Raw genomic sequence first — 2,920 nt, 5'->3', positions numbered from 1 at the left:
TCAGCGCTGTTGGAACAGTCCAGCTGATCAGCGAGGTCGATGCTTTGCATCACCATCGCCAATTCGTGAAACCCATCGGATCGCTGACCGAGCACCTCTAGATGGAGATTGATTTTGGCGGGAGCGGTGACGCGAACGGTGGCGGTCATCCGATCAAGCAGCAGAGTCGACTTGATTCAAACCCTTCGCAAGGGCAACCCAGGCGTCTGGTGCCACGTCCTGAGGTCGTTGCTGAAGGCTGATGCCTGCCGCTCCTGCCAAGGATTGCAAGTGGTCTGGTGAGCAGACAGGAGCCAGGGTGTTGCGCAGCATTTTGCGGCGACTTAAGAAGGCCATCTTCAGCAGACGTTCCACCCCTCGGGCCAAGGCAGCAGTAGGACGCAGCTCAGCAGGGAAAGGGTCGATGCAGATCACCTCCGACTGCACTTTGGGGGGTGGTTGAAAGCAGCGTGGAGGCACAGGGCATACGTGGCTGCACCGTCCCAACAACTGCATGCGCACACTCAAAGCACTGAAATTGCTGTGCCCTGGGCGAGCCCGAATGCGTTGAGCGACCTCATGCTGAACCAGCAAAACCAGTCGTTGATAGGAAGGATCAACAGGGCGGTCGAGACGACCGATCAAACGATCCAGCAAGGGTCCTGTGATGTTGTAAGGAATATTGGCCACAACTTTGTTGGCGGGTACCCCACCGGACAGTTCCAAGGGAACGGACAACACGTCGCCCTGCTGCAGGGAAAACTTGGGATGGCTTGCAAAGGTCTGCTGAAGCCCAGCGACGAGGTCACGGTCAAGCTCCACCGCATGGATGGCCGCTGCCGCTGAGGCCAAGAGACGTTCGGTGAGAGCCCCGCGACCAGGCCCCACCTCCAGCACGCGATCCCCGTCCTGAAGTTCGGCGGCCTCAACGATTCGATCCAGCACTCGCTCATTGATCAGCCAGTGCTGGCCAAAACGCTTGCGGGCCGTGTGCCCTGAAAAAGTCATGACATTCACAGCGTTGATTCACTGTGCCCTATGCAGGATTGAACGACTGGGGCAACAGCGTGATGGCAAAGGTTCCTGTGGTTTGCATCACTGGCCCCTCCGCAGTTGGGAAAACTAGGTTCACCCTGGCCCTGGCAGAAGCCCTCGGCGCGATCGAGATTGAAGTGCTCGTGATCTGCTGCGACAACTACTACAAACAGCGTGGACAACCTCACCCACGCTTCGGATTTGACACAGCGGAGGCGATTGAGATCGATGCGTTGCGAGCTGAGCTGGATCAGATCACGCAACACACGGCAAGCAGCTTGCGTACCTACGACATGCACACGCGTGACGTGGGTCGCAAACCCCTCAATCAGCGCTATCAACTTGTCTTGCTTGAAGGTGCCTATGGACCGCAAGACCTGCTGGTCGATGGCTCGATCACGGCGCTGTTCTATCTCGAAGCACCCTTACTGCTGCGCATGATTCGACGGCTCCGACGAGATCAACAAGAGCGTGGACGACACCCAATGCAGATCATCCAACACATGTTGATGCACATGATTCCTGGTGAACGAACCTTTATCCGCCCACTGCGATCGTTCTCGAAGCTTGTGATTAACAACCCACGCCGGGGACAAAGGGCTGCGCTTGCAGTCATCCAAGGCCTGCTCACTGAATCAGCCGTGTGATCTCCGACTCATGCCATCAAGCACGTCGATAGGGATCCAGCGCAAGCCATGCCTGTGCACTGGAAGGACCACGAGCGCCAACACAACTTCAAAACAACTTGCCTCACTCCAAGCGTTGGCTGCTCGCCAGCAGTCCACAGTGCGGGCCAAACGCTTTCGCTTGGCTTGATGAAACGCAGCAACACCCCAACCATCCAACCCTGAACGGCGACGAGCCTTTACCTCAACCACCAGGATTCGACTCGCGGGAAAAGACTGTTTCGTGAAGAGCAGATCAATTTCTCCATACCGACAGCTCCAGTTGTGTTCCAACAAGCGCCATCCATGACGCAGCAAGACCTCTTTGACATAGAGCTCTGCCTGAGCTCCTTGCACTTGAGAGTTAGACCACAAGGGAGGGCGTAACAACATGTTCTCAACCATTCCCCCCTGATGAGCAGAGTTCAAAAGCGAAACTGAATGGCTATAAACCTTAAAGATTGAATCGTTGTATGCGCATCGCAGTTAGCGGCACTCATTCACAAGGGAAAAGCACATTCGTACGCGACTGGATCAAGCGCCATGATCACTACATTCGCGAAGAAGAGCCCTATCGAGCATTGCATCAAGAGGGCTATGACATTCGCTTTCGCCAAGAAAGCACAAGACTACATAACGGGATTCAGATGTACTACAACATCAGTCGATTGATGAACTACCAGGACGATAGTGATTGCGTTATTTTCGATCGCTGCCCAGTTGATTACATCGCTTATTCACAATATACCGCCAATCATAAAACCACTGACATTAATGACGAATTTGTCGAATCACTAGCAGAAAGAGTAAGGGACTCTCTCCAGAAACTTGATCTACTGATTTTTTTACCGATTACAAATCAATGGCCCATTGCCATGGAAAATGATGGAATTCGCCCCATTGACCTTCCTTATCGCGATGAAGTGGATGCCATTTTCAAACAAATTTACAGGGAAAAACGATTCTCAGTGATGCCAATCAACAATCCGCCAGTCTTCATTGAACTTTGGGGTGCCAGAGACGATCGCCTGAACAGCTTGGAGCAGGCAATTCAACGGGAAAAGAACAAACGGATCTAAAAGTCCTAGTCTGAACAACAGTTGTCTCACTCCCGATGCGATTGCGCTTCTTAGCTGCGCTGATGGTTCTTTGGGTCACGCTGGCGCTGCCAATGCAGCCGGCATTTGCCGCCATGGATTACGCCAAGCAGGTATTGATCGGAGCCGACTTTTCAAATCGAG

4 protein-coding genes and 1 pseudogene are annotated in these 2,920 nt (G+C 53.5%); 2 read left to right on the top strand and 3 right to left on the bottom strand.

Going from position 1 to position 2,920, the window contains the following annotated elements; translation table 11 throughout:
- Positions 1-149: pseudogene (locus tag NCN04_RS10125) on the bottom strand (4-(cytidine 5'-diphospho)-2-C-methyl-D-erythritol kinase); the annotation flags it as partial.
- A gap of 4 nt (positions 150-153) precedes the next feature.
- Entirely contained in the window at positions 154-987 is an 834-nt protein-coding gene (rsmA, locus tag NCN04_RS10120) for a 16S rRNA (adenine(1518)-N(6)/adenine(1519)-N(6))-dimethyltransferase RsmA (RefSeq protein ID WP_250396012.1), read from the bottom strand.
- A gap of 62 nt (positions 988-1,049) precedes the next feature.
- Between rsmA and NCN04_RS10115 the strand changes: the two genes are divergently transcribed.
- Complete coding sequence (locus NCN04_RS10115; RefSeq protein WP_250396011.1) at positions 1,050-1,661, top strand: uridine kinase family protein; 612 nt, start codon at positions 1,050-1,052, stop codon at positions 1,659-1,661.
- Here the strand turns inward: NCN04_RS10115 and NCN04_RS10110 are convergent.
- Positions 1,650-2,072: a YraN family protein gene (locus tag NCN04_RS10110; protein ID WP_250396010.1), complete on the bottom strand. Its 423-nt coding sequence runs from the start codon at positions 2,070-2,072 to the stop codon at positions 1,650-1,652. The genes NCN04_RS10115 and NCN04_RS10110 overlap by 12 nt on opposite strands.
- Positions 2,073-2,152: 80 nt before the next feature.
- Between NCN04_RS10110 and NCN04_RS10105 the strand changes: the two genes are divergently transcribed.
- Positions 2,153-2,758 carry an AAA family ATPase gene (locus tag NCN04_RS10105; RefSeq protein ID WP_250396009.1) on the top strand — a complete coding sequence of 202 codons (606 nt, stop codon included), beginning with the start codon at positions 2,153-2,155 and terminating at the stop codon, positions 2,756-2,758.
- Positions 2,759-2,920 lie beyond the last annotated feature (162 nt).

It is taken from the genome of Synechococcus sp. MU1655, from assembly GCF_023630655.1.
Taxonomy (GTDB): Bacteria; Cyanobacteriota; Cyanobacteriia; order PCC-6307; family Cyanobiaceae; genus Synechococcus_C.
Note: the sequence above shows the minus strand (reverse complement) of the source record. Positions and strands in the feature narration are given on the sequence as shown.

Bases quoted from the DNA above. Each gene is read 5' to 3' on its own strand.
- rsmA (WP_250396012.1), bottom strand. From the start codon at position 987: ATGACTTTTTCAGGGCACACGGCCCGCAAGCGTTTTGGCCAGCACTGG.
- NCN04_RS10115 (WP_250396011.1), top strand. From the start codon at position 1,050: ATGGCAAAGGTTCCTGTGGTTTGCATCACTGGCCCCTCCGCAGTTGGG.
- NCN04_RS10110 (WP_250396010.1), bottom strand. From the start codon at position 2,072: ATGTTGTTACGCCCTCCCTTGTGGTCTAACTCTCAAGTGCAAGGAGCT.
- NCN04_RS10105 (WP_250396009.1), top strand. From the start codon at position 2,153: ATGCGCATCGCAGTTAGCGGCACTCATTCACAAGGGAAAAGCACATTC.